At 42.1% G+C, this 23,951-nt stretch carries 21 protein-coding genes; 7 read left to right on the top strand and 14 right to left on the bottom strand.

Features of this window, described 5'->3' with window-relative positions:
* The first annotated feature begins 47 nt into the window (after positions 1–47).
* Complete coding sequence (locus tag ACM2FC_RS08980; protein WP_498480569.1) at positions 48–1,223, top strand: cation:proton antiporter; 1,176 nt, start codon at positions 48–50, stop codon at positions 1,221–1,223.
* Positions 1,224–1,575: 352 nt separating this feature from the next.
* Positions 1,576–2,922, top strand: a complete 1,347-nt coding sequence (locus ACM2FC_RS08975; RefSeq protein ID WP_498480568.1) for a sodium/glutamate symporter — start codon at positions 1,576–1,578, stop codon at positions 2,920–2,922.
* 240 nt (positions 2,923–3,162) lie between these two features.
* On the opposite strand, the gene ACM2FC_RS08970 is transcribed toward ACM2FC_RS08975, so the two are convergent.
* Genes ACM2FC_RS08970 through ACM2FC_RS08960 form a run of 3 tightly spaced genes read right to left on the bottom strand, consistent with a single transcriptional unit; the run spans position 3,163 to position 6,493 of the window.
* Positions 3,163–4,200, bottom strand: a complete 1,038-nt coding sequence (locus ACM2FC_RS08970) for an alpha-L-fucosidase (protein ID WP_498480567.1) — start codon at positions 4,198–4,200, stop codon at positions 3,163–3,165.
* Between the two features lie 9 nt (positions 4,201–4,209).
* Positions 4,210–5,316 carry a glycoside hydrolase family protein gene (locus ACM2FC_RS08965; protein WP_498480566.1) on the bottom strand — a complete coding sequence of 369 codons (1,107 nt, stop codon included), beginning with the start codon at positions 5,314–5,316 and terminating at the stop codon, positions 4,210–4,212.
* Positions 5,309–6,493, bottom strand: coding sequence for an MFS transporter (locus ACM2FC_RS08960; protein ID WP_498480565.1), 1,185 nt, complete (start codon positions 6,491–6,493; stop codon positions 5,309–5,311). Before ACM2FC_RS08960 ends, ACM2FC_RS08965 begins: the two co-directional genes overlap by 8 nt.
* A 280-nt stretch (positions 6,494–6,773) precedes the next feature.
* Here ACM2FC_RS08960 and ACM2FC_RS08955 point away from each other — a divergent pair, with 280 nt between their 5' ends.
* Complete coding sequence (locus tag ACM2FC_RS08955) at positions 6,774–7,559, top strand: hypothetical protein (RefSeq protein ID WP_498480564.1); 786 nt, start codon at positions 6,774–6,776, stop codon at positions 7,557–7,559.
* Between the two features lie 72 nt (positions 7,560–7,631).
* On the opposite strand, the gene ACM2FC_RS08950 is transcribed toward ACM2FC_RS08955, so the two are convergent.
* The 6 genes from ACM2FC_RS08950 to ACM2FC_RS08925 form a co-directional block, all read right to left on the bottom strand.
* Entirely contained in the window at positions 7,632–8,471 is an 840-nt protein-coding gene (locus tag ACM2FC_RS08950; protein WP_498480563.1) for a hypothetical protein, read from the bottom strand.
* A 237-nt stretch (positions 8,472–8,708) separates the two neighbouring features.
* Positions 8,709–9,395 (bottom strand): arginine ABC transporter permease ArtM, encoded by a 687-nt coding sequence (artM, locus tag ACM2FC_RS08945; protein ID WP_498480562.1) that lies wholly within the window; start codon positions 9,393–9,395, stop codon positions 8,709–8,711.
* Entirely contained in the window at positions 9,392–10,042 is a 651-nt protein-coding gene (locus ACM2FC_RS08940; RefSeq protein WP_498480787.1) for an ABC transporter permease subunit, read from the bottom strand. Before ACM2FC_RS08940 ends, artM begins: the two co-directional genes overlap by 4 nt.
* Before the next feature lie 36 nt (positions 10,043–10,078).
* Positions 10,079–10,807, bottom strand: coding sequence for a transporter substrate-binding domain-containing protein (locus tag ACM2FC_RS08935; protein ID WP_498480561.1), 729 nt, complete (start codon positions 10,805–10,807; stop codon positions 10,079–10,081).
* Between the two features lie 44 nt (positions 10,808–10,851).
* On the bottom strand, positions 10,852–11,580 hold the full coding sequence (gene artP / locus ACM2FC_RS08930; RefSeq protein WP_498480560.1) for an arginine ABC transporter ATP-binding protein ArtP: 729 nt from the start codon (positions 11,578–11,580) through the stop codon (positions 10,852–10,854).
* A 329-nt stretch (positions 11,581–11,909) separates the two neighbouring features.
* The gene (locus tag ACM2FC_RS08925) at positions 11,910–12,830 is read right to left on the bottom strand and encodes a LysR family transcriptional regulator (RefSeq protein ID WP_498480559.1); all 921 of its coding nucleotides are present in this window, start codon (positions 12,828–12,830) and stop codon (positions 11,910–11,912) included.
* A gap of 241 nt (positions 12,831–13,071) precedes the next feature.
* Between ACM2FC_RS08925 and ACM2FC_RS08920 the strand changes: the two genes are divergently transcribed.
* Complete coding sequence (locus ACM2FC_RS08920) at positions 13,072–14,460, top strand: MATE family efflux transporter (protein ID WP_498480558.1); 1,389 nt, start codon at positions 13,072–13,074, stop codon at positions 14,458–14,460.
* A gap of 83 nt (positions 14,461–14,543) precedes the next feature.
* Here ACM2FC_RS08920 and ACM2FC_RS08915 read toward each other — a convergent pair whose 3' ends face one another.
* Together ACM2FC_RS08915 and ACM2FC_RS08910 are read right to left on the bottom strand one after the other, a co-directional pair.
* Complete coding sequence (locus ACM2FC_RS08915; protein ID WP_498480557.1) at positions 14,544–15,317, bottom strand: DNA/RNA non-specific endonuclease; 774 nt, start codon at positions 15,315–15,317, stop codon at positions 14,544–14,546.
* Between the two features lie 124 nt (positions 15,318–15,441).
* Positions 15,442–16,368, bottom strand: coding sequence for a LysR family transcriptional regulator (locus ACM2FC_RS08910; RefSeq protein WP_498480556.1), 927 nt, complete (start codon positions 16,366–16,368; stop codon positions 15,442–15,444).
* A gap of 107 nt (positions 16,369–16,475) precedes the next feature.
* Between ACM2FC_RS08910 and ACM2FC_RS08905 the strand changes: the two genes are divergently transcribed.
* The 3 genes from ACM2FC_RS08905 (at position 16,476) to ACM2FC_RS08895 (ending at position 20,151) form a co-directional block, all read left to right on the top strand.
* Entirely contained in the window at positions 16,476–16,862 is a 387-nt protein-coding gene (locus ACM2FC_RS08905; protein WP_498480555.1) for a carboxymuconolactone decarboxylase family protein, read from the top strand.
* Positions 16,863–17,232: 370 nt separating this feature from the next.
* Positions 17,233–18,621, top strand: a complete 1,389-nt coding sequence (locus ACM2FC_RS08900; protein WP_498480554.1) for a TadE/TadG family type IV pilus assembly protein — start codon at positions 17,233–17,235, stop codon at positions 18,619–18,621.
* A gap of 228 nt (positions 18,622–18,849) precedes the next feature.
* Positions 18,850–20,151, top strand: a complete 1,302-nt coding sequence (locus ACM2FC_RS08895; RefSeq protein ID WP_498480553.1) for a DEAD/DEAH box helicase — start codon at positions 18,850–18,852, stop codon at positions 20,149–20,151.
* Between the two features lie 66 nt (positions 20,152–20,217).
* Here ACM2FC_RS08895 and cobA read toward each other — a convergent pair whose 3' ends face one another.
* From cobA to nirB, 3 genes are read right to left on the bottom strand one after another with little or no spacing between them, the layout of a single operon-like run.
* Positions 20,218–20,973, bottom strand: coding sequence for a uroporphyrinogen-III C-methyltransferase (gene cobA / locus ACM2FC_RS08890; protein ID WP_498480552.1), 756 nt, complete (start codon positions 20,971–20,973; stop codon positions 20,218–20,220).
* Between the two features lie 37 nt (positions 20,974–21,010).
* Positions 21,011–21,334: a nitrite reductase small subunit NirD gene (gene nirD, locus ACM2FC_RS08885; RefSeq protein WP_498480551.1), complete on the bottom strand. Its 324-nt coding sequence runs from the start codon at positions 21,332–21,334 to the stop codon at positions 21,011–21,013.
* Positions 21,334–23,895 (bottom strand): nitrite reductase large subunit NirB, encoded by a 2,562-nt coding sequence (gene nirB, locus ACM2FC_RS08880; RefSeq protein ID WP_498480550.1) that lies wholly within the window; start codon positions 23,893–23,895, stop codon positions 21,334–21,336. The genes nirD and nirB overlap by 1 nt, the downstream gene beginning before the upstream one ends.
* Positions 23,896–23,951: the final 56 nt, after the last annotated feature.

Below are 23,951 nucleotides of genomic sequence, written 5' to 3'. Positions count from 1 at the left end.
ATTCAGGCACTCTAATTGCAATGATTGACCTTAAACGGAGTCATGCTATGAATATGGATCCAACCATGCCAGAAGCAGTAACGGCTTTGTTACTTGTTCTACTTACAGGCATGATCCTCAAGTTGTTTCGTCAACCCAATGTCATCGCCTATCTCATTGCTGGTATTCTAATTGGGCCATGGGGATTAAAGCTAGTCACCGATGTTGACCTCATAAGCCGGTTAGGTTCTGTTGGGGTGGTGTTACTGCTGTTTTTTGTGGGTATGGAAACTGATGCCAATAAACTCGTTTCTAATTGGAAACTCGCTATTTTTGGTACCATCGTTCAAATAAGTTTGAGCCTTCTATGTGTTTGGCTACTTTCCATTAATGCAGACTGGCCTACTTCAAGAATTGTCCTTATCGGCTTCGTCATTAGCTTAAGTAGCACCACCGTCATTATAAAGTTGCTCCAAGATGGAGGGATACTATCGACGAATGTTGGCCAAGGCGTTCTATCTATTTTGCTTGCTCAGGATCTCGTCGTGATCCCGATGTTAATTATTTTAAGTTTAATGGGAGCTTCCCATATAAGTGGTGCTCATCTATTGAAACAAGGTATTGGAGGCATCTTGGCTGCTTCTATATTCGCTTTTGTCGTCACTCGTCGCCAGTTCCACCTACCCTTTTCAAGGTGGCTCAAGGAAGATAAAGAGCTTCAATTGTTTGCCGCACTCAGCATCTGTTTCGGTTTAGCTTATGTAACAGCATGGTTTGATCTCTCAACGGCGTTAGGCGCGTTTATCGCTGGTATGCTGATCGGCGCAACCAAAGAAACCCAATGGGCTCATTACCGATTAGAACCGTTTAAAGTACTGTTTGTTGCACTGTTTTTTATTTCTATCGGCCTTTTGCTTAACTTGAGTTTTCTTGTTGAACACTGGCAACAGGCTGCATTGTTTACACTAGCAACATTATTAACCAATACCTTCATCAACGCCGTGGTCTTAAAAATAGCGAGATACGAATGGAAAGACAGCTTGTATGCAGGTGTCATGTTATCTCAAGTCGGGGAATTCAGTTTTGTTCTAGCCGCTATAGGTGTAAAAGCAAAAATAATTAATGATTTTGGTTATCAGTTAGCAATTTGCGTCATTGCACTGTCTCTATTGGTTTGTCCTATATGGATAAGCCTGAGCCGTAAGATATTAAATTGGCAAGGCGGGTTATCAGTGCGAACCTGAATATATCAATAGGCATGTATAACCCTAACCACCTCAAGATACTTGTTTCAGCAAGGCAGATAAGGCTTCAATACTAGGCAGCGATTTGCATACATAGCCACTCTACGTTGAAAATTGATAGCAATGGAGTGGAGCCTTATCTCAATAACTTAGCCAGTTCTTACGTTTATATTCCATTCTAGACACTTAAACCATTAATTAAATTTATGAAGAGTATTCGGCATGATATGCTGTTCGGCTAATTACGGTGTGTGAACCGTGGACGTTGAACGATAGCAATCGCTGTAAATACAGAGTCAACCACTCGTGCTATGGAAGTTTCAACAAGAGTGAAAATACTTAAGGGAGTAAAATGAATATTTGGGATATTGCCATTGACTTTGGCATTGTAAGTTTTTTAATCATACTTTGTAAGGCAGTTCGTGTTCGTTCCGTCGCTATTCAAAAAATGTTTCTGCCAGTAGCACTACTTGCTGGTTTCTTCGGGCTATTTCTTGGGCCTAGTGGTGTTGATATATTACCTTTTTCCGAACGTTACAATGAATACGGTGGATTCTTAATCGCACTCATCTTTGGAGCTATCGGCTTAGCAACCCAATTTCCAAGCGCAAAAGTTTTAATGAAACGCTCTGGAAAGTTATGGGCATATAATCAAACAGTCACCGTAACTCAATGGTTGGTCGCGATTCTTCTAGGCCCGCTTGTATTCGCGCTGCTGTGGCCAACCTTGACCCCTGCATTCGGTTTAACAATGCCCGCTGGTTTTATGGGAGGTCACGGTACTGCAACAGCAATGGGGAATGCTTTTGCTGGCCTTGGTTGGGACGATGCAAAAACCATTGCTTTGACTTCTGCGACATTCGGGGTATTTGCTGCAATTATTGGTGGTTTAAGCATCATTAAATACGGTGTTAGTAAAGGTTTGATTAAAGGTGTCACCCCGTTTGAGCAAATGGAAGAAAGTCACAAGAAAGGTCTTCTAACTGGAAGTGACAGAAATATCATTGGAAAAGAAACGGTGGCTTCATCTTCACTAGACGTTATCACACTACATCTTTCAATATTGCTTGTTGTCACTGTAGCAGCGAAGTACCTGAGTAGTTTTCTTCCTGACTTCCATGAATTTATCTCCGTGCCTATTTTTGCTTGTGCATTTCTAATTGGCAGTGTCACTCGAATCATTCTCGACAAAACACGCATATCTCAACACTTTGAGATGAAGATATACAACCACGCGGCTAGCACAGCAACAGACTATTTAATTGTCTTTGGCATTGCGTCCATTAAAGTATTTATTCTAATTAACTACGCACTTCCATTCATTTTATTGATGGTATTTGGCCTACTTTGGTGTTTGTTTTTATTTTTCTATGTGGCACCACGAATGCTAGGTGATAACTGGTTTGAAAAAGGTATTTTCTCTTGGGGTTGGATGACAGGTACAGTTGCAATGGGCATATTGCTGCTAAGAATTGCTGATCCAGATAGTAAAACATCTATCTTAGACGATTACGCAATTGCTTATGTTCCAGGTGCGGTTGTAGATATTATTTTGATCTCTTTCAGGCCAGCATTAATCATTAATGGTTATCTTTTAGAGTCTGTCATCACTCTGTTTTTCTACCTAGCGGTTGTACAATTGATTAACAGAGGCTTGTCAAAAAAGAAATTGCCGGAGTATCAGTCAGCACAAGGATAAAAAAAGACCCAGTGCGAATTGAGCACTGGGTATATATATGTGAATAAAAATAGGTTCACTAATAACGTCAGTTGGCTAGGTGACCCTCGGCTTAATAAGGGTCAGTATACATATAGCAGATAACATGCCAAAATTTCTCACCAACAAATTCTTCAAAAATCAATGATATATACACTTCCACCTAAATGGTTTAATTGCATATTGCGAACCATCTTGCATATTGTCGGAAAAGAACAATTTCTATTTTTCAAAAAAGCCGACTTTCTGCAAATTTTCTCTTAAGGTTTGAAGCGACTTTATCCACTTTTCTGGCATTATCCCTTCTTTGTTTGGTGGTACATTAAGTAAGCAATTCACACCACGAGAGGTCGAGCCTAAAACAATAGCCAACAAATCTAAGTCATCACGCGGCTGATCGTCTTCTTGATAAAACCACTCCCGTCCTATCGTGTCGTTATACTCACCAGGAATGTAGTAGGTTCCACTATCTACATGCTTCCAATCGTAATATGACTTCTTAGCATGCCCTGCTGCATGGTTCGGTAGCGTGCGCTCCATCGTCATGATATCCGTTGGGAAGAAAGTCGTTGCGTCTATCTCAGTCCCATCTTGACAAGAATGGTTGAAAGCAAACAGAACATTCGGATCAATATCTTTCACCATCGCATAGAGCTCTTTCTTCTTATCGATTGGTAGCACATGTGGAATATCCACCCACAACATTTCTATCGGACCATATCGGGTCAGAAGTTCACGAATCTGATTCCACATAAACTCTCGGTATTCGTCGTTTGTGTGGATTAAGCCTTTGGAATATGTAGCCCAATCTGGCGTCGGCTTCATGCCAAATAAATTGGTGTTATCCCAAGCGCAATAGTAAAAACACGGTTTAACATCGTATTTTTTGCATGCCTTAACAAATTCTGCCACCACATCTGTTTTATCAGCGCTGAATTTAACGCTGTACTCCCCATAATCGGATGGCCACAACGCATGACCAGATACATGTTTAACCGTAAGCACCGCATACTTCATACCAGTATCAGCAGCAATACGAATCCATTGATCTACGTCTAATGCAGTCGGTTGGTAAGTGTCAATTGGCTCACAGGAAGAAAGCTCTTTGCCATCGTAGGTCGACATACCCCAATGAATAAACATACCGAATCGCAGCTGCTTGAATTCATTTAGCCTTTCGACAGACAAGAATTGATCACCCTTTCCCCGAAAGTCATCAACAGAATCTGCGATGGACTGTGGAATAGTAATTTCCGCCATTTTATTTCCCTATAAATTTAATTTGAAGATAGAACTGGTTGACGTTCGATACTTGCCGCCAATGACAGCGCAAAACATCGCGGTCGGTTTTCCGTCTTGCATCAAGATCTGTGGTCTTTCAAATCGGCCTTCTCTATCCAAACCGGGTAGAGGTTCATCTGAATAATTGGCCATCTCGAGATATGCCGTCTCTGGCTCACTCCACTTAATTCCATCGTCAGAGCACATATAGACACCGCGAGTATGGTTTTCAGTACCCATATCACGAGCGATGAGATGATAAGAGCCCTGATAAGTAAATACACAGGCATCTTCAAGTTGCGCATTCTTACCAAGGTGTTCAAAATCTAAAATCGGGTTTTCTGGATGCTTAATGAATTTGCCTTCTGGGCTGTCAGCTACAGCGACACCATATTTACGATTACCATGGCATTGATGCCAGCTAGAAAAATCCCAAGATTTGTAATATAGATAAATCTTATCATCCAAACCTTTAACCAGTGCAGGGTTGCTGGTGACAACAGAATCCCATTCGTCTTTATTACCGACGTCTAAAGTCGGCGCTTCTGGCCCCGTTAGTCTTTTCCATTCGCCATCTAACGAGTCTGCTACTGCAATACCTACACGTTTACTCTCAACCAAGTGCTCATAACAACGCCAGATTTCATTATTGAAACTCGTTTCTTCTGTTGCTACTTCATCAGGGACTTTAAACTCTCCTCTCCCTTGCATATCAATAATGTGCTGGGATAATGTTTTCTGATCATAAGGCAGTGCGCTACCGCTGGAGCCCATATAAACCATATAATATTTACCATTAATATAAGTCACACTAGGATTGTGAATAGACCAACTGTCCCAAGCATCACCACCACGCCCTTCTAATGCGCATCCGATGACTTCAAAAGGCAAGTCTATGCTGTCTGCCACTGCATGATAGATCTTACAAGAAATGACCCACGCTGCATGAGGCTCATCTTCCCCCCAAGCGCTGAAAAACACATGAATTTTTCCATCTGGCCCCTCAACAGGGGAGGCTCCCCATACATGTTGCCCTTCTATTTCCAACGCCCTTCCCATGAAAGTTTGATTATTTAGTACGTCTAACTTAGGCATAAGCTGGATTTCCTTGTTGTTTTTTAGTTGTTACTGCTAGCGCTAAGAATGCCCCAACAAGTGCCATAAATGCACAAGCGGTGTAGGCGAGTTGTGGCCCAAGCGCATCCCAAAAATAACCTGATATAAGCGAACCAACGATATTGCCAGCTCCAAGGCCGAATGAGGCATAAAGACCGGTTGCACGGCCAACATGTTCTTCGGAAAATGATTTTTGAATAAAGTTAATCACTGATGCATGGAGCAGAGCAAAAGTAAAGGCATGACCAATTTGGCTAAGAGCCAGAATCGTAAGGCTGTCGCCACCCCAACCTTGCATTAACCAGCGAACAACTGTAAAGAAGCATGAAACAGCCAGCAGGTGAGATATCTTGAAACGAGATAGCAAGAAAATCGAACCAAGCAACATCACCATTTCAGAAACGGTTCCAATGCTCATGATAATGCCACCGGTCGTTTCACTGAATCCCATCGATTTCACGTAAATCATGAAGAAGTTGTTGTAAACACCTTGCGAAGCAAAGATGAAGAATACGACTAATAGAAGAATAACGAAGTTTGGTGTGAATCTGAATTTACCAACGCGACCAACACTCTGCTGTTTCTGAACGTTCTTAACATTATCTTTGGGCAAAAACATCACCGACAACATTAGCCCCGCTTGCACTACGATCATGTAGTAAATAAGCGCATGAAGCCCCCAATGTTCACTGATGAACCCACCAGTAATGACTGTGACCACGAAGCCAATTGAGCCCCAAATTCGCACGGCACCATAACGCTTTTGATCTTCCATTGTATTAATTGAGTGAGCATCTAACTGGGCAGCCGTACCCTGCTGGAAGAAGGCTTGTATGACGATCAATAAACCGAAAAACATATAGTTCAAATCAAGTAGTAGTCCGATCACGGTAATACCTGACAAGAAAGAGCCGATTTGCAGCGCTCGTTTTCTATTGCCAATTTTCTCGGTTAATAAAGCGTATAAGAAAGGTGCAAACGCTACCATGGCATATCCATATGCTCGCAACTGACCAATTTCGACACTACTAAAACCACGCCCTTTCAATATTAGAGGTAAGTAGACACCAACGAGGCAATCGATAAGAAACATTATAAAGAAGTTAAGTGCCAATCTTGACTCGATGGCCGTATAGCGAATTTTTCGTAGGTCCATTTTATTATCCCTGTCCATTTTACGAGCCAATAAAGTAAACGTTTACAAACAAAATTTACGTGATGAAACACTTATAAATTAACATTTAAATGTGACCAACAGCAGCTAAACCAATGGATTATTTACTCGACAGCTTAATTAAATGGAAACGATTACAATTTAACTACACCCTCTTGAACCGGCCGCGTTTGTTTCTTGATTAATTTTTAACTAACTTTAAATCATGAAGTAAGCGCTAAGCTTCGCAAAAAAGCTGCGGCTAAAAATTAAGGTAAGTGACATGCAAGATAACGCTACAGACAAGGATGATGAAACTCAGTTTGGCGTTTTTAAACTCGCCCGAATAAACCTAAAAGGATGCAAACGAGCGATCATTTTCCCTTGGTCGATCGCACTGTTCTTCACAGTGATATTAAGCCTATTTCTTGAAATGGTAGAAGGACTTATCGAGTACAACCAAGGCAATATAGCGATGATTTTCTTAGTTCTCGTATTTATCATTGTGGGTAACTTTATCGTTGTTCCTGCATTTACTTCGATTGGTAGCACCGCAACAGCCGTTGTGGTTTTAAAAAAGCTGAACAAAGATGAAGTTACATGGAAGGATGGCTTCAATATAAAAGAGCACTGGAAGAACGTATATCTCGCGATAATTGTTCAGAACTTTATTATGAGCTTTCCTATGTTTGTATTTGGGCTAATTCTTGGCCTCGACGAAGCCTACTATATTTCAGATTCTCAATTAGTATTCTATTCTTTTTTAAGTGTTTTCTACGTTTTTATTATGTCGATATTGCTTTTTATCAACACTTTTCTGGTTGTAGATAAAAACATGGGGCCAATTCAGGCCACCATCACTTCAATTAAATTTATGGTCAAGAATTTTTTAAGCGGTTTAATGATTATGCTGATAATTCTCATGCTCTCGGTTCTGTCGCTGATCACTTTAGGAATACTCAGTATCTGGCTAAGTCCATTAACTGCGTTGTTAATGGGCGCATTCTACATTAAGCACGTAGCGAAAGAACTGGAAACCTCCCCCTACTCAACAAAGTTGGACGCATAATGATATATAGGTTGGTAAATGAGTTAAATGTCGCCCACATACGTTTGAAGTGTTGTGGGCGAAAGAGCAGCCTTATATGGTAGAGGTTTTATTTGTTACAGGTAGTACGTCTTTCAACACCTTAGAAAGGTTGATTGAGAAAGGAAGCTGAGCGTTTAAATGATGCCATGCATTTGGAATCGTGGTGTGTGGCAGATCGTAATCAGAGCTTAAGCCGCCAAACCAGTCCAGCTCACCAATACACTGAGTCACGTTCATCATACCAGTTGGAATCGCAACCACAGCGCCAACAGTGATGACATTAATTTTTGCAATATCCCAAGTTTGCTTAACGTTGCTCAAGGCGTGAACCAAGCTAAGGCTACCTTTTGAATGGCCTAACAACGTTTTGATATTTCGATCTTCTTCGTTAAGCAATTCAATCAATATCTGTGTTTCTGGGCTGTGTTCATGCTCTTCTTTGGCTCTTTTCCAAAATGCATCAACACTCGATGGTAGTGAATCTTCTTTAACGTAACGCTCGATACCACCAAAGAAAAACCAACTTTGCAGCGCATCGATTGGCAACTCTGATAAACCCATACCTGACGTAATAACGCCGACTGGCTCATTTAAGTGATTTGCCAACGTTCGACCCAGCGAAGCGGCGCCTGCATCTGAGCTGCTCGCCCCAGCAATGACAAAGTGCTCAATTTTAGGCCCTTTGACTGCACGAAACTCTTCAATATCACTGTATTTAAAAACCTGCATTCCTGGAGCTTCAGGTTTAACAACTAAAATACTACCTTCAATGTTGATATGAGTTGTTAGTAGCGAATATTCAGCAAAATTAAGGTTACCGATATCGTAAAACATCCCATCTAAAAAACTGTTACCGGCAGAAACTGGCAACATGCCCATTGTACTAAACATCCTATTTCTCCATTTGCAGTAAGATCTTTATATTGAAAGAAAGATACGCATTTCGTCACATATTGTATGCCTCGAAGGAGATCGGTCAAATGGTTCTCATCAAAAATGTTATATGTTGAGCAGGTTTACTAGCGTTGGTGAAAGAATATACAAAATATTAATCATTTCATTATGATATGAAGAAACAAAGCGTATAAAAAGCGGTTGAAATTTACACTTTCAACCGCTTCTATTCTATTAAGCAGCGCGAGCCGTAAGCGCGGTTTCAAAACGCAAAACACGCGTTTCTAGCATGCGAAAAAGAATGGTGAGTAGCGAATTAATTGTGAAGTACATAACCCCAGCAATGGAAAACACAACCAAGGTATCATAAGTCATGGTGTTAATTTGCTCTGCGTATCCCATTAGATCCATTAGAGTAATCGTGCTAGCCAATGATGTGCCTTTAAATACGAGGATAACCTCATTCGAATATGCGGGTAGTGCCCTTCGAAACGCGTAAGAAAGCAACACTTTTAAACGATATGGTGTGGTCATTCCGAGCGCTCGACACACCTGATGCATCTCTTTTGGAATCACATCATAGGCCCCCTTAAGCAACTGTGTGGTATAAGCAGCCGTATTGATCGCAAAAGCGGTAATCGCACAAAACCACGGTTGTTGCAACAGCTCCCACAAAGAAGAATCACGTACTACTTCAAACTGTCCTGGACCATAGTAGACGAGATAGATTTGCACCAGCAAAGGCGTTCCAGTCATCACCACAACAATTACTTTACTCAAGTGAGAAAGCACTGGTATACGCATGACTAAAGTTATGGTCATAAAAACCGCTAGAATCAGCCCGACAAAGACTGAAGCTAAGGTTAACTCTATGCTGGTCAACAAGCCATGGAGCATCTGGACAAAATAGAATTCGTTCATTGTGCTACACCTTCGCTGTGACCATGAATATGGAACTTACGGTCGATAATTTTTATTAAATGCTTACTAACTAGTGTAATGGCCAAATAAATCGCCCCAGCGCTTAAGTACCAGTTAAAATAGTGACTGGTCGCCGATGCAGTAACAAATGCTTGGCGCATCAATTCAGTCACGCCAATTAACGACACCAAAGCAGTATCCTTCAACAGAACTAACCACTGATTCGATAGTCCAGGTATCGCATGCATAATCATCTGGGGAAATACCACTCTCACTAGCGTTGAAGCTTTGGACATTCCCAACGCACGAGCCGCTTGCACCTGCCCTTCTGGTACAGCTTGCAAAGCACCACGTAGAGTGTGAGAAGCATAAGATGCAAAAATCAAAGATAGTGCAACCGAGCCTAATAAAAACGGGCTAAGCTGAACATAATTCCCTGTAATAGCATACAGAATTGGCGTTGATCCAAAATAAATAAAAAAGATCACTAAAAGCTCTGGTAACCCTCTGAATACTGAAGTAAATCCAATCGCAAACCAACGTACGAGAGTTATCGGTGACATCTCCATAACCGATAGTAGGATTGCAATTACCATACCTAATGCCAAGCTAACAGCGGCAATTTTAATCGTCATAGTTGCTGCCATTAGCAGCTCAGATGAATAGGCAGAAATCACAGGCAATTATCCGAAATATTTGTGGTAAATCTTGTCGTAGGTACCGTTCGCCTTAATTGCAGTTAACGCCTCATTAAGCTCTTCTACAAGCTCATGGTTACCTTTGTTTACAGCAATTCCAAATCCTTGACCAAAGTAGCTCGTATTAGTAAACGGTTTGCCGACAATATGCAGTTTTTTATTCTCTTTCATCCATGAACTAATGACTGCCATGTCTGCAAAAACAGCCTTCACACGGCCCACTTTCATATCACTCATCGCGTTCTGGTAATTAGGATAGGTACGCCCATGAATGTCAGATAACTGCATTTGCATATATTGCTGTTGAGTGGTTCCATTTTGGACCGCAACTGGCAACCTTTTCAGCGAATCAATCGTTTTTAAAGATGGATCGGCGGTGACAAACGCAACTTCATCTGGGATATATGGAGTGGTGAAGTCAACTTGTTGACTACGCGCTTTGGTGATATTCATCGCTGAAATTGCAGCGTCATATCTGCCAAACTTGAGGGAAGGAATAATGCTGTTAAAGGGTACATTATGAAAGTGGCATTCCGCTTTCATTTGTGTACACAGTGCATTTGCAATATCTATATCAAACCCAATAAATTCTCCTTTTGCATTCATAGTTTCAAAAGGAGGATACGTCGCATCCGTTTCAAAATTTAGGACTGTTTTGGCGAATACTGGGAGAGAAAAGATCAATGCCAGACACCCTACAACCACTTTGTTCATACTAACTCCTGATAAATAATTTTCGCTGCATTAGAGCGGTGACTCTAGTGCGATAAATAATGTTCAAACTCTTCTGTTTGAGGGGCCTCAAACGCTTTACGGCATCCTTGCTCGACTATTCTTCCGTGCTCCATATACAACACATGTGTTGCGACTTTCTTAGCAAAGTCAACATCATGGGTCACTACAACTTGGGTTATTCCAGTCTCAGCAAAATCTAAGATTAATTTAGCAACTTCATGAGTCACTTTGGGGTCCAGTGCAGCAGTAGGCTCATCAAACAACAACACATCTGGCTGCATCATTAATGCCCGCGCTATTGCCACCCTTTGCTGCTGCCCACCAGAAAGAGCCAAAGGCCAGCTATCCGCTTTATCGGCCAATTGAAGTTTTTCTAATAGTGCCATTGCCCGTGGCTGCGCTTGCAGCTTTGACTCTTTAGCGACACATTTCGGCGCTTCAAGTAGATTCTCCATCACCGTCATATGAGGCCACAAATGATACTGCTGAAAAACCATGCCTACTTTTTTTCTTAGCTCTAGGCCCTTTTTCTCTGTAATGTTCTGAGAAAAATCAAAGTCATGTTTGGCTATCGATAACTGACCGGATTGTCCGAGCTCTAATAAGTTAAGCATTCTTAACAAAGAACTTTTCCCTGCCCCACTAGGCCCAAGCATGACTAATATCTCGCCAGTTTCGCATTTAAAACTGACGTCATGTAATACCTTAAAATCGCCATAAGACTTGTTTATCTGATTCGCATAAATACTCATTACTTACAAATCACCTCATACTCAATTTGGCATCATCCTATCGCTTAGAATTCGCTATGTAAATATAGTTTTGCGACAAGATACGTAAATAATGAGCAATAGACTTGACGAAGCTTCACAGAATTAATATGCATTATTTGTGAAATTAAAGTCATCTAAATGCACTTTATAAGTGCACGAATGGCACCATTAAGATGCAACTAACCCCATAATAATTGGTTTAGCTATGGGGCATTTTGGTGCATCGGGGTAATTGGTATGAAACTCTGTATAAGTAGTCGACTTAAAGAACAATATAAAAAGCTATGTGGAAAATAGATTCAGAGGTATCAACGATTTTCCCCCACTCTCTCTAACATGAAGTTGATAAAACACTTTAACTTGCTAGGCATATGACGAAGGCTGGGATAAACAAGATAAAAGCCAATTTCTCGAGTAGGCCAATCAGTAAATAATTCAACTAACTTTCCTTGAGATACTTCTTCTTCAACTAAATAGGATGGTGCGCGAGTGATACCTTGATTCGCGAGACAAAACGAAAGCTCCATTTCGGGGCTGTTGGTAACGATCTGACTCTCTAGGTTGATCTTAATCTCCTCACCATGATGGTTAGAAAATTTCCATACGTTTGGGGACTTTGCATAGCTATAGCTAATGGTCCTGTGATTTGGCAACTCATCTGGATGATTGGGAGTTCCAAAATCAAGTAAGTACTGAGGCGAAGCGACGATGCTCCCTTTTGATTTAAACAGTAATTGACTGATCAGGTTAGAGTCTACCATTTGCAACGCCCCTCTGATTACAACATCAAACCCTTCCGATATGATGTCTACAGACCGATCGGTGAAATCGATCTCAAGCTTTACTTTTGGGAATTGCTCAGCAAACTCAGCTAAATGTGGCGTTAGCTTTTTTTCAGCCAGACTGAGAGAACAGCTCATTTTTAGCACCCCTGACGGTTCAGACTGCTTTTCATTTAAGGTCTGAGCCAGTGCACTTGCTTCGCCAATCAGCAGCTTGCTACGTTGAAAGTAAATCTCCCCTTCCGTGGTTAATTTCAAAACTCTAGTTGTACGGTGAAGCAGTCTCACTCCCAGCCTAGCTTCCAGTTTACTGACTTCTTTACTGATATAAGAGACTGAAGATCCAATACTTTCTGCGGCTTGAGTAAAACTACCACTTTCCACAACAATGGAGAACACAACCATTCCATTAAAAAGTTCTGTGTCCCATAAAGACTTCGAAGACATACGCTTAACTTATCTATTTGTTTAGATAATCTTTACCACTTTTAATTTAGCTTTACCATTATAAAAGTATGACGATAAAGCCGTTGCGACTCTACACAACCTCGCAAAACATAAAGGCCGTCAGTCTTTTGAACTAGCATTACAATCAATTTGGAAACAGTGTATGCACGATGCCCCTATTAATCACCTGATTGTTTCTCTTTACAATTTCTCGCCACCAAATTGAAGCAAGAAGGAAAGCATGACCCAATTACTCCAAAGACCTGTAAAAAGTGCTCTAGTATTTATGACCATACCGACTGCCTTCAGCATGTTAATGACATTTTTGTTCCAGCTAGTTGATACCTATTTTGTAGGTAAGCTTGGCGCGGCAAGCCTCGCCGCAATCAGTTTTTCATACCCAGTTTATATTTTGATTGTTGGTTTATTTATGGGAGCGGCTGCTGGTGTATCTTCAGTTGTAGGAAAGGCCATTGGAGAAAAAAATCAGCGAAAAGCCCAAATAGCTTCCACTTTATCCCTGATTATATTTTCCTTAGCTACTATCGGGATTAGCATTCTTGGATATTTCCATATTTCCTTTGTTTTCGAGCTACTTGGGGCGATGAAGCAAACCCTACCGCTCATCTCTGAGTTTATGAAAACCCTTTATATTGGCATGTTTGCTTTGGTCGGTGCATTGGTGGCCAACTCGACATTAATGTCAAAAGGGGTAATGATTAAACCTACCATTGTTATGGGGTTAGCTGGCCTTGCAAATCTGATTTTGGATTATCTGTTTATATTTGGCCATGGTCCTTTTCCAGCAATGGGCTTACGCGGCGCAGCCTTAGCCACAGTTTGCTCTTGGGGGCTAATGTTAGTGTTAATGCTTGTATTGCTCATCAAAGAAAAGCTAATCACTGTCCGCTTTATTCAACCCGAGTCTTTTTCTTACTTTCGTGACGTTTTACGTATCGCTACGCCATCAATACTGGCACAAATCATTAGTCCTATTTCAATCGCAGTGGTAACACGATTGGTTGCCAGCAGCGGTGAACACGCTGTCGCTGCGTTTGGTATTGCTTCGCGTATACAGTCTCTAGCCTTAACCGGAATAATGGCGTTGAGTGTCATCATGACGCCTTTTGTCGCGCAAAATTATGGAGCGAAAGCCTACAAACGCCTCGATGAGGTAATCGCAACTTCAGGAAGAATGACCACTTATTGGGGGCTTGCAATCTATGTCATTTTATTGCTTTTCTCTAAACCAATTATGGAAATTTTTAGCCAAAACAGCAGTGTGGTTGAATATGGGCAAACGTACTTTTATGTTTTAGGTATTTCTTTCGCCGCATACGGGCTAGTAATGACAACGACTTCTTTTTTTAATGGGGTAGAAAAACCCAATGAATCGCTAAAAGTCATTCTGCTCAGCTCCCTTGTCTTAGGTATTCCTCTAGCGTATATAGGCTCTTTATTTAGCTTGACTGGGATCTGGACTGGCCTTGCTGTAGCGAACGTTCTGGGCGCTGCTTACGCTGGAAAATTGTTGTATCGATGGATACACAAAAACAACTCGTCTCTAAAAAATCACAACCCGCTGTTAGATTATCGCAGTGATATAAAGTGGTTGCTTAGGATCAAATAGGTTTCCCCAGACTTAAAATTTGCTAGCAAATGCCATATTCCTAGAAATATGGCATTTGTTTTGACTATCTAGCTTCAGATTATCTAGCACCCGAGTTCATTTGACAGGCCACCTAGCGTTCCTTCTACCGCATATTTGTCGATTGACGGTAAATCTGGCATAAAATTAATCCCTGTTCTTGATTCGACCTCTTCAACGGTCACTTCAGAAGAACAATAATTGTCATTGCGACCCGCATCTTGATACATAATATATGCGGAAGTATATACGTGACCTGATCGCTCTTCCTCGACCACTTTGAAATAGCCTGACGGAATCGTATGAGGTTTCGTTGTATCTGGAAGTGTTGCAAAGTAGTTTTCATAGAGTGGCCCTGTCACCACGTAAACGTCATGTCCTTGCGAGACATAATTTCGTACTGCATTTTCTAGCTTTGCCCAAGGACCTTGGTTCAAATCTGAAGCCTGAGGCGTAATGTTAGAAAGGTAGTTTGTTTCACTCCAATAGTCAGTATTACTGAAGGATGCAATTGGCGCTTGATGGCCTCTATCAGTGTGGATTACAGCATTTGCATCTTGATAGTCTGACGGTTGGAGCGTATTAGCCACATCTAAGTCTGGATCCGTTTTCCAATTTCTACTTCTTGAGGGACCACTGATGGTACTTGGTGTTACATGGTAAGCGACCCAATCAGCAAATTTGGTTTTTGCGTTATTTTCTAACGTATATATTGGCCGGGTTATTGTCTTACCATTGTCCACCCCCGTAGGACAACCTAACAAGCAATTTTCAGCATGAGAGCTAGTGGAAAAAACTAAGCCAGAGATGGCAACAATGCCAAATATGTTCCATTTCATTTCATATTCCTTTAATGAAAATATAACGGTATTTCATATGGTTACCAAGCAGTCATTGCTCAGCTAGATGATATTGACCTATCAAATTTCATTAATCAAATGTTACTTTTATGACATATGAAACTTAGAGTGATTTATGGTTTGTTCCAACGTTTGGCGGAGAGTGCTCTTTTAAATAATCGATAAATATACGCAAATATTCTGGCATGTGCCTATTTTGAAAGTAGTACAAGTACCACCCCTCAAAGCTAGGACAATACTCAGCCAATATATGGGTTAACTCTCCGCTAGAAAAGTAAGGCTGAAGCCTATCTTCAGTCCAAAAGACAATACCAGCACCGTCTAAAGCTGCACTAAGAGCTAACTCGCGGCTCGTCGTCGTCAAAGAACCGTCTACATTAAAATTTGTCCAGCGATCCGCAATATAAAACTCCCAGCGATAGATATTTTTCTGCTCCATATGCCTCCAATTAATACAATTGTGGCTTAGTAAGTCTTCAGGCACTGAAGGTACACCAAACTTTGACAGGTATTCTGGGGTAGCGGCTGCCGCCATTTTTAGCTGCCCTCCTAAGGGATAAGCAACCATATCATTTTGTAAAAACTCGCCTAAACAAATACCTAAATCGTAGCCCTTGTCATTTATGTCGACCAGTTCATCCTCGACAACAATATCAAGCTTGATGTCCGGATATTGCTGACAAAATCCGCCGATAACGTGAGCCAAAATACTTTGCGCAGCCATCGATGTGCTGTGAATTTTCACGGTTCCCGTCGGCCTGCCAGTTCGTTCTTTTGCTTCTAGAACCGCCGAGTTCAATTGCTGAAAAGCAGGTTTCGCTCTGTTGAATAAATCAGTCCCACTTTCAGTCAGCTGCACACTGCGAGTGGTCCTATTGAAAAGCTGCACACCTATCTTATTTTCAAATCTTTTGATTATTTGACTCAATGCTGAAGGAGAGATCCGCAGGGCTTTTGAGGCACTAGAGAAGCTTCCGTGTTCCGCCACCGCTAAAAATGATTTCAGCTCTGTATATTCACCATTCTTCATGATTATGTATCTTAATATAAATAGTATATTGAGATTATGAAGTATAGAAACATAAATACAATCTCCTCATACTGCTAGCACTTCCCAAAAATAAAAAGATAAACATGATGGAAAGATCTCGTTTTGATATTGGTTTAGATCAACTTAACAAGATTGGCGGAGAAGCAGGTCAGAAAGTACTTTCTAGCTTACAAGACATATGTCCAGATTTAGCTAAGTTTATTATTGAGTTTCCATTTGGCGATATTTATTCAAGACAAGCTCTAGATATTAAATCGCGAGAGATCGCGACCGTCGCAGCGTTAACAGAGATGGGGAACTGTCAGCCTCAGCTGACTGTCCATCTTAACGCTGCTTTAAACGTTGGTTGCACAGAGGAAGAAATCAAAGAGGTCATCCTGCAAATGGCCGGATATGCCGGCTTTCCGGCTGCAATAAATGGCATGCTAAATTTTAAGCAAGTTTTAGAAGAGAGGCGAAAAACACAAGATTGAGCGCGCAACGTAAATCTCGGTGTTTCATTGAGAGCGCTAAACTCAAGCAATTGGCAAATGTTAAGTTCGCGGCCTGAAGCTCTGCGTTATGTGCTCTCAAAAATCGTGATAGGAATAATACGTTGCTTCTCTCTAGCTGAACGCAGAATTAAGGTACTTTCTTCGAGGTTACTTTTCTTAGCAGTTCAACAATGCTTCTTTTCTCATCGGCACTACCGAGTATTTCGTATAACAAAGAAAATCCATAAACCAATGCAATAATTGAGATAGTGGTGTTATTGAGTACCTACTTAAATAACTCATATCTAGACTACACTTAACTTGAAGGGTTGAAAATTAGTCTATTTCAGAGCATATGGAATATCATCGATTGAAAGAAAAGAAAAGCTGTAAACATGGCCAGAAAGGTCACGCCGCAATTATGTTCGCCATAATGATTCCAATAGTGTTTGGCATATTCGTGCTTGCCGTGGAAGGAACTCGTGCCTTAATGAATAAAGCGCGTACCGAAAATGCTACCGAAGCAGCAACTTTGGCCATTGCCTCACTTAATGAAGTAGACGCGCAGTCTAATGTAGACAACCAAGATCTGGTTAGAGATTATCTCAATGCCTATTTTAACGATATTGACCAAATTAATGATGTATCTGTTATTCGACTAGATTGTGACAACAACCCGGAATGCTTAGCCGATCTGTCCTCTGGTGGTGCTCGCTATTTCGACTACCAAGTTGATGTCGATGTTCAATGGCAATCTTGGTTTAGTGGTGATATTAGCTTTGGCGAGAACTTCTCTGCAACAGGAGGCACCATTGCCACCAAAACTCAAAGCGACGGTATCGATATCATGTTTGTCACCGACTTTTCGGGCTCTATGTTCGACGACTGGTCAGGTGAAAACCAAAAATACATCGATGTCATTAATATCATTGAAGCGGTTACAGACACGTTAGAACTCATCAACGAACGGACAACAGGCGGTATCAGTACCGTAGGTATTGTTGCCTACAACTCCAATACGTTTACCACTTACGAAAGCAATGAAAACGCAAGTGATACTGGTTATGACAATGCAGGAGCCAAAGATGACGATGATGATGACGATGATGACGATGATGACAACGGCAATGCTACGCCCGGAGGCCTTTATGATACCTGTTGGATGCGCCATGAAGAGAACTACGAAATTGATGGCAAATTGTATGTGGACGTTGAGCTAACACTTGAAAACTTGTTCGTCGCAAAAGGAGCGGATTACTGCGGACTCAAACATATCGACAACCGATACGTTGAATATATGGAGGATATAGAACTGACCACCAATTTTGCCACTTTAAATGACACATTGAGCACCTTTGTTCCCGGGGGTGGTACCGCTTCTTACCAAGGATTAATAAGAGGAGCACAGTTACTCGACCAAGGGCAAAACGTTAGAAGGCTCCTTATTCTATTGTCGGATGGTATTGATTTTCATTACAATATAAAAGAACCTTACGGCCGTTCAGATTATGATACCGCCAACATACTCGTTAATGGTGGCTTGTGTGACACCATACGTGATGGCTTAGAAGACTACACGTTAGACGGCCGCCCAATGCAAGTGACAATGGCTGTAATCGGATTTGACTATGATCCGTCAGGCAACCCCGCACTGACAAATTGTGTCGGTGAAGATAACGTTTATCGCGCCTACAACTCCCAACAGCTATTTAATCAAATACTTGAGTTGATATCTGAAGAAATGGGACGCTTAAAATAATTAACTTACAATCAAGTGTGAAATAATTAGAGCCTTGCCTAATTCGAACAACATTGGGCGTAAGCTTAGAATCTCATTTCTAACCTTTATCATTTTCGGTTGAGTTCAAACCGTAAACACTGCAGAATGCGCGCTTATATTAGTGGTGTGTTGCCTTTTCCTTGCTTGAATGAGCATTTGTTGTTTCTAGCAAGTTCACGAATTATCTATTTACCGAGAGTAAGCTATATGAGTTTTTCCCCTTTGGGGCTTTCCGCTCCAATCTTAAAAGCCGTTAAAGAGCAAGGCTATGACAAGCCAACCCCTATTCAAGAACGTACGATCCCAGTCGTGCTTGAAGGCAAAGATGTAATGGCAGCCGCTCAAACGGGAACCGGAAAAACTGCAGGTTTTACCCTACCGATATTGGAAAAGCTGAGTAATGGTCCTAAGGCTAAAAGTAATCATATCCGTGCTTTGGTTTTAACGCCGACTCGTGAACTTGCCTCTCAGATTCATGAGAATGTGGTGAAATACAGTAAATATCTTCCTATTTCATCCAATGTGGTATTTGGTGGCGTTAAAATCAATCCGCAAATGATGAAGCTGCGCAAAGGCACAGATATTTTAATCGCAACTCCTGGTCGCTTAATGGACCTGTTTCAACAAAATGCCATCAAGTTTTCACAGCTAGAAGTATTAGTGCTCGACGAAGCCGATAGAATGCTCGACATGGGATTCATTCGCGATATACGCAAAATACTCAATTTGCTCCCTGCTAAAAGGCAAAACCTGTTATTTTCTGCAACCTTTTCTCAAGAAATCATTGAGCTGGCAAAAGGACTAGTCAATGATCCCGTTGAAATATCTGTCACTCCAAGTAACTCCACTGCTGTCACTATAGAGCAAAGTATTTATCCTGCTGACAAACGCAAAAAAGCACCGATGCTGGCACACTTGATTAAACAAGGAAATTGGCAGCAAGTACTGGTTTTCTGCAGAACAAAACATGGAGCAAATCGTTTAGCTTACTATCTCAATGATCAGAACATCAGTGCCGCAGCAATCCATGGAAATAAAAGTCAGGGTGCTCGAACAAGAGCTTTGGCGGATTTTAAATCCGGTGACATTCGAGTGCTAGTAGCGACGGATATTGCCGCGCGTGGTATCGATATCCCACAGTTGCCTCAAGTGGTCAATTTTGAGTTGCCTAATGTTGCCGAGGACTACGTACACCGTATCGGCCGTACAGGAAGAGCAGGACAAGTAGGTAAAGCCTATTCTTTAGTTTGTGCCGATGAAGCTTCTGAGTTATTTGCTATCGAACGCTTAATCCAACAACTCCTAACAAGGGAAGAGCTTGAAGGCTATCCTGTCACAAATACCCTACCGGAATCAAAGCTAGATACTCGACCATTTAAACCCAAAAAACCAAAGAAGCCGAAAAAACCAAAGAACAAACATCATGCGGATGGCCAACGCTCAGCGAGTAATGCTCGCGGCCACAAACCCACTGGCAAAAACCGCCGCCATATAAAGAAGAAAGTATAACAAACAAGCCCTGCCATGATATAACCACCAAGGCAGGGCTTTCGTTAACAAATTCAAAACTGCAGATTACTGATTAAACCAATCGAGTTTTTTATGCAGTGTTGCAACACCACCGATCACAATCAAAGCTGGGCTTTCTACTTGGTTAGCTAACGTCGCAAGGCTATCAAGACTATCCACTAGAACGTGCTGCTCTCTTCGGGTGCCTTTCTCAATCACAGCGCAAGGCGTTTGTGCATCGAGCCCATGTGCTATCAAGTTATCCGAGATACTTTCGCTTTGCTTTAAGCCCATATAAAACACTAGCGTGCTATTTGACTGCGCAAGCGAAGCCCAATTGATCTCTTGACCATCCTTTTTTACGTGCCCCGTGACAAACTGAACGCTTTGGGCATGATCGCGATGGGTTAAAGGAATCCCTGCATAAGACGTTGCACCTGCGGCAGCTGTCACTCCTGGAACCACTTCGAATCGAATCTCTTGTTCGACCAATGCTTCAAGTTCTTCGCCGCCACGGCCAAAAATAAACGGATCGCCGCCTTTTAAGCGCACCACCTTTCGGCCCTGTTGAGCTTTTTCAACCAATAACTCATTGATCTTATCTTGTGGCACACAATGATAATTAAGACGCTTACCCACGTAGATCATTTCTGCAGTGTCGTTAGCTAACGCCAAGATATCTGCTGACACTAACCGATCGTAGATAATCACATCCGCATTTTGAATTAAACGAAGCCCTTTAACTGTGAGCAGGTCAGGATCGCCTGGGCCTGCTCCCACGAGTGAAACAAACCCCTGTTTAGGATTAAAATATGTATTCATAAATAACTTCTAAGACGCTTGTCTCACTCAAATGCGACTAAGCTGATACCTCGACTTGTCCATCTACCACTCTGGCTTTGTACGCACGAACACTAAAGCGTTCATCTTCCATACATTTACCAGTTGCCAAGTTAAAGCGCTGCTTTTTCAGCGGACTTGCCACCCATAATTCTTTCTGGTGCTCGCAAATTAGGCCACGGGATAACACGTTAGAACGCGCAAATGGGTCCATGTTGCTGATCGCCCAAACTTCCTTGGCGTCTGAAGGACGAAAAATTGCTACTTGGTTACCTGCAACATCAGCGCAAACACCGGTACCGGGAATGATGTCATCGATACTACAAACTTTTTCAAATGTCATTACTGACTCTCCAACTCTACATGCAAAATATCGCCTTTCGCTTCAGGATGCTTTTCTGCATATGTCGCTGGGCGGTGCTGATCGCGTTCATCAACAAACATTACGTTCTCATCACGCTTGTCTGAGTTAATAAAATGAGCAAAGCGTTTTAGCTGCGATTTATCGTCAATAGTCTGTGACCATTCACATTGATATTGATCGACTAATTGTTGTACATCTGCTTCTAGTTGAGCGTTGATGCCAAGCTTATCTTCAATGATCACTTCACGAAGATAATCAACACCACCTTCAATATTCGCTAACCATACAGAAGTACGTTGTAATGGCGCAGCGGTGCGAATGTAGAACATCATAAAGCGGTCAACGTATTTGATAAGAGTTTCAATGTCCAAATCGGTCGCAAGTAAGTCTGCGTGACGAGGCTTCATACCACCATTACCACACACATACATGTTCCAACCAGCATCTGTGGCAATGATGCCAAGGTCTTTACCTTGTGCTTCTGCACACTCGCGAGTACAACCAGAGACACCAAATTTCATTTTATGTGGCGTGCGGATGCCTTTATAGCGATTTTCCAGCATTGCACCTAGACCAGTGGAATCTTGAACACCGTAGCGACACCATGTCGAGCCAACACACGTTTTCGCCATGCGCAGTGCTTTCGCGTAAGCTTGGCCAGATTCAAAACCAGCATCAATCAGCTTGCGCCAAATCTCTGGTAAATCGTCTTTTTGTGCACCGAATAGACCGATACGCTGCGCACCAGTGATCTTGGTGTACAAGTTATACTCCTGCCCTACTTTGGCTAGTGCTTCCAACGCTTTTGGGGTCACTTCACCGCCCACCATACGAGGGATCACTGAGTATGTACCGTCTTTTTGCAGGTTACCTAAGAAATTGTCGTTCGTATCATGCAGCTTGACCAATTGAGGCTTTAGTATATGCTCGCCCCAGCAAGACGCCAAAATAGAACCTACCGCTGGTTTACATACTTCACAACCATAACCTTGGCCGTATTTTTTCATCAACTCGTCGAACGTTTTGATTTCTTCAACACGAATCAAGTGCAATAACTCTTGGCGAGAATAAGCAAAGTGCTCACACAGGTGGTTGGTAACCGTAATACCGGAATTTGCTAGCTCTGCATTCAGTACTGAAGTAACAAGTGGAATACAGCCACCACAGCCCGTACCCGCGCCAGTTGCTGCTTTGACATCAGCAAGCGTATGGTTGCCATCCGCTACCGCTTGGGCGATTTTGCCTTTCGTGACGTCAAAACAAGAACATATGACTGCACTCTCTGGCAAAGCATCAGCTCCAAGAGCCGGTTTTTCAGCACCAGCATGAGCCGGCAAAATCAGCGTATCTGGGTTTTCTGGTAGCTCGATGTCATTGAGTTTTAACTGCAGCAAGTCACCGAAGTCAGAGGCATCCCCGACAAGCACTGCGCCAAGCAATTTCTTGCCATCTTCAGAAACAATAATGCGTTTGTATACTTCTTCTGCCTCGTTTTGATAAACGTAGCTTTTACAGCCTGGAGTGCGACCGTTCGCATCACCAATCGAACCAACATTTACGCCAAGAAGCTTAAGCTTAGTACTTAAATCTGCACCTTCAAATTTGCTGTCATTACCTAATAAGTGATCAACAGCAACTGTCGCCATTTTATAGCCTGGTGCGACCAACCCGTAAAAGTGTCGATTCCAAGAAGCACATTCGCCAATCGCGTAAACATTTTCATCCGACGTTTGGCAATGATCATTCACCTCAATGCCGCCACGAGGTGCAATACCAAGCCCCATGTTATGGGCTAGCTTATCTTGCGGACGAATACCTGCCGAGAATACAACGAAATCCACTTCCAGTTCACTACCATCAGCAAAACGCATCACGTTGCGAGCTTCTTTGCCGTCTGGTGCAATTTCTAATGTATTTTTGCTGGTATGAACTTGAACGCCCATACGTTCGATTTTGTTGCGTAGCTGTAAGCCACCTTGATAATCAAGCTGCTCAGCCATCAACACTGGCGCAAACTCAACCACATGAGTCTGTACCCCTAAGGACTTCAATGCACCAGCAGCTTCCAAACCTAGTAAGCCACCACCAATCACCACACCGCTTTTGCTATTCTTCGCTGTGGCTTCGATTGCACGTAAGTCTTCAATGGTGCGATAGACAAAGCAGTCTTTGCTTTCATGGCCTTTGATAGGCGGAACGAACGGATACGAGCCTGTTGCCAATATCAACTTATCGTACTCAACTTCGCGGCCACTGCTGGAGTGCACGATACGCTTCTCGCGGTTAACATTAATTGCACGCTCACCGATATGAACGTTTATACCGTGTTTCTCATAAAAGCCTTCTTTAACCAGTGACAGCTCTGCCGCTGTATGATGGGAAAAATAAGAAGACAAATGCACGCGATCATAAGCAACGCGAGGCTCTTCGCAAAATACCGTAATGTCCATTGCCGATAAGTCGGCCTTTTCAACCAAGTCCTCAATAAAGCGATGGCCAACCATGCCATTGCCTATGACGACTAGCTTTAACTTACTCATAAAATATCCTATCGGTCGTGACTAGGTTCGTCACATATTCTCGTATGTTTTAAGTT

It is taken from the genome of Vibrio sp. A37, assembly GCF_059777565.1.
The sequence above is the reverse complement of the archived record's forward strand: the minus strand, read 5'-3'. Positions and strand labels throughout refer to the sequence as shown.

Bases quoted from the DNA above. Each gene is read 5' to 3' on its own strand.
- nirD (WP_498480551.1), bottom strand. From the start codon at position 21,334: ATGACATTTGAAAAAGTTTGTAGTATCGATGACATCATTCCCGGTACC.
- nirB (WP_498480550.1), bottom strand. From the start codon at position 23,895: ATGAGTAAGTTAAAGCTAGTCGTCATAGGCAATGGCATGGTTGGCCAT.
- artP (WP_498480560.1), bottom strand. From the start codon at position 11,580: ATGAGTATTTATGCGAATCAGATAAACAAGTCTTATGGCGATTTTAAG.
- ACM2FC_RS08935 (WP_498480561.1), bottom strand. From the start codon at position 10,807: ATGAACAAAGTGGTTGTAGGGTGTCTGGCATTGATCTTTTCTCTCCCA.
- ACM2FC_RS08965 (WP_498480566.1), bottom strand. From the start codon at position 5,316: ATGCCTAAGTTAGACGTACTAAATAATCAAACTTTCATGGGAAGGGCG.
- ACM2FC_RS08940 (WP_498480787.1), bottom strand. From the start codon at position 10,042: ATGGCAGCAACTATGACGATTAAAATTGCCGCTGTTAGCTTGGCATTA.
- ACM2FC_RS08910 (WP_498480556.1), bottom strand. From the start codon at position 16,368: ATGAAGAATGGTGAATATACAGAGCTGAAATCATTTTTAGCGGTGGCG.
- ACM2FC_RS08975 (WP_498480568.1), top strand. From the start codon at position 1,576: ATGAATATTTGGGATATTGCCATTGACTTTGGCATTGTAAGTTTTTTA.
- ACM2FC_RS08955 (WP_498480564.1), top strand. From the start codon at position 6,774: ATGCAAGATAACGCTACAGACAAGGATGATGAAACTCAGTTTGGCGTT.
- artM (WP_498480562.1), bottom strand. From the start codon at position 9,395: ATGAACGAATTCTATTTTGTCCAGATGCTCCATGGCTTGTTGACCAGC.
- ACM2FC_RS08970 (WP_498480567.1), bottom strand. From the start codon at position 4,200: ATGGCGGAAATTACTATTCCACAGTCCATCGCAGATTCTGTTGATGAC.
- ACM2FC_RS08920 (WP_498480558.1), top strand. From the start codon at position 13,072: ATGACCCAATTACTCCAAAGACCTGTAAAAAGTGCTCTAGTATTTATG.
- ACM2FC_RS08925 (WP_498480559.1), bottom strand. From the start codon at position 12,830: ATGTCTTCGAAGTCTTTATGGGACACAGAACTTTTTAATGGAATGGTT.
- ACM2FC_RS08950 (WP_498480563.1), bottom strand. From the start codon at position 8,471: ATGTTTAGTACAATGGGCATGTTGCCAGTTTCTGCCGGTAACAGTTTT.
- ACM2FC_RS08980 (WP_498480569.1), top strand. From the start codon at position 48: ATGAATATGGATCCAACCATGCCAGAAGCAGTAACGGCTTTGTTACTT.
- ACM2FC_RS08895 (WP_498480553.1), top strand. From the start codon at position 18,850: ATGAGTTTTTCCCCTTTGGGGCTTTCCGCTCCAATCTTAAAAGCCGTT.
- ACM2FC_RS08915 (WP_498480557.1), bottom strand. From the start codon at position 15,317: ATGAAATGGAACATATTTGGCATTGTTGCCATCTCTGGCTTAGTTTTT.
- ACM2FC_RS08960 (WP_498480565.1), bottom strand. From the start codon at position 6,493: ATGGACCTACGAAAAATTCGCTATACGGCCATCGAGTCAAGATTGGCA.
- cobA (WP_498480552.1), bottom strand. From the start codon at position 20,973: ATGAATACATATTTTAATCCTAAACAGGGGTTTGTTTCACTCGTGGGA.
- ACM2FC_RS08905 (WP_498480555.1), top strand. From the start codon at position 16,476: ATGGAAAGATCTCGTTTTGATATTGGTTTAGATCAACTTAACAAGATT.